The 1,978-nt window shown below is 64.9% G+C and carries 1 protein-coding gene; it reads left to right on the forward strand.

What is annotated here, in order from left to right:
* Nucleotides 1-97: 97 nt before the first annotated feature.
* Nucleotides 98-1,936: an ABC transporter family substrate-binding protein gene (locus tag ABD240_RS01445; RefSeq protein WP_344334564.1), complete on the forward strand. Its 1,839-nt coding sequence runs from the start codon at nt 98-100 to the stop codon at nt 1,934-1,936.
* Nucleotides 1,937-1,978: the final 42 nt, after the last annotated feature.

Here is a 1,978-nt window from a genome sequence, read left to right on the forward strand (position 1 = left end):
GTGACTCGGACGACCGGCCCGTCCTCCTGCGGCCGCTCTGCGGCGGCGGTGAGGCACGGGCCATACATCAGCATTCCCTGAGCACAGGAGTTCCACCGTGAACAAGCGCTACCTCGGAGTGGGTGCGGGCGTTGCAGCCGCCGCTCTCGTCCTCTCCGCATGCACTCCTCCCGGCAGCGACGGCGGCGAGGCCGCCGGCGGCTCTGACGGTCCCAGTGTCCTCAACGTGGGGTGGAACGAGCCGTTCCGCAGCATGAATACGGAGACCGTGAACGGCAATGCCGTCGCGAACTCCAATCTCACGTACATGATGAACGACAACTTCAAGCACTATGACGGGAACCTGGAGCTGGTCGACGGCACGCTCGGCACCGTCGAGCAGGTCTCCGAGGACCCGCTTCAGGTGAAGTACACGTTCGCGGACACGGCCACGTGGTCCGACGGCACGCCGGTCGACGCCGCGGACATCGTGCTGCACTGGGCGGCGAAGTCCACGAACTTCAACACCGAGTCCGACGAGGACGTGGCGGAGGACCGCGACGAGGAGTCCGGTGATCTCGCCGAGCAGAGTGAGGGCGATGTCTACTTCGACTCCGCGAGCCCCGGCGCCGGACTCATCAAGGACTTCCCGGAGATCTCCGAGGACGGCAAGTCCGTGACCTTCGAATACTCGAAGCCCTTCGCGGACTGGGAGCTGGAGCTGGGCTTCGGTGCCGACGGCGTGGGACTGCCCTCGCACATCGTCGCGAAGAAGGCCCTGGGCATCGACGATCCCCAGGAGGCCAAGCAGGCGATCCTCGACGCCTTCGAGAACAAGGACAACGAGGCGCTGTCCAAGATCGCGAACACGTGGAACACCGGCTTCAACTTCACCTCGCTGCCGGATGACGAGGACCTCCTCATCCACAACGGGCCGTACAAGATGACGGGCTTCGCCGAGGGCCAGAACCTCACCCTGGAGAAGGACGAGGCGTACACCGGTCCCACGGATCCCAAGATCGACCAGGTCGTCGTCCGCTACAACGAGGACCCGATGGCCGGCGTCCAGGGCATCGAGAACGGCGAGCTGGACATCATCCAGCCGCAGGCCACCGCTGATGTGCTCTCCGCGTCAGAGGCGATCGACGGCGTCGAGGTCATCGCCGAGGACGGCGGCACCTATGAGCACGTCGATCTCACCTTCGACAACGGCGGCCCGTTCGATCCGGAGACCTACGGCGGCGACGAGGAGAAGGCCAAGCTTGTCCGGCAGGCCTTCCTCAAGACCCTGCCCCGTCAGCAGATCCTCGACACCATCATCAAGCCGCTCAACGACGAGGCTGTGCTCAGGGACTCCTACACCATGTTCCCGGGTTCGCCGATGTACGACGGGATCACCGGCGGGAACGGTCTGGCCGAGGAGTACCCCGGCAGCGACGCCGAGGGAGCCAAGGCCCTCCTCGAGGAGGCCGGCGTCGAATCGCCCAAGGTCCGTGTCCTCTACGGTGCCTCGAACGAGCGCCGCGCGCAGCAGTTCACGCTCATCAAGGAGCAGGCCGAGGCCGCCGGCTTCGAGATCATCGAGGACGGCGACGACAACTGGGGTACGCGGCTGGGTGACGGCACCTACGACGCCTCGCTCTTCGGCTGGCAGTCCACCAACACTGGTGTGACCGAGTCCGATGCGAACTTCCGCACCGGCCAGCAGAACAACTACGGCGGCTACTCCAATGAGAAGGTCGACGGGCTCTACGACGAGCTCCAGGTCGAGACCGACGAAGGACGACAGGAGGAGATCCTCACCGAGATCGAATCCACTCTCGTGGACGACGCGTTCGGCGTCACGCTGTTCCAGCACCCGGGGCTCACGATCTACCGTGACCGGCTGCAGAACGTCTCCTCGATCACGGTTACGCCCACCATGTTCTGGAACTACTGGGAGTGGGAGGTCAGCTGAGGCCCGCCGGCCTCACAGCTGATTGATTCCGTACGGAATGTG

This window comes from Brevibacterium salitolerans, from assembly GCF_039531405.1.
Taxonomy (GTDB): domain Bacteria; phylum Actinomycetota; class Actinomycetes; order Actinomycetales; family Brevibacteriaceae; genus Brevibacterium; species Brevibacterium salitolerans.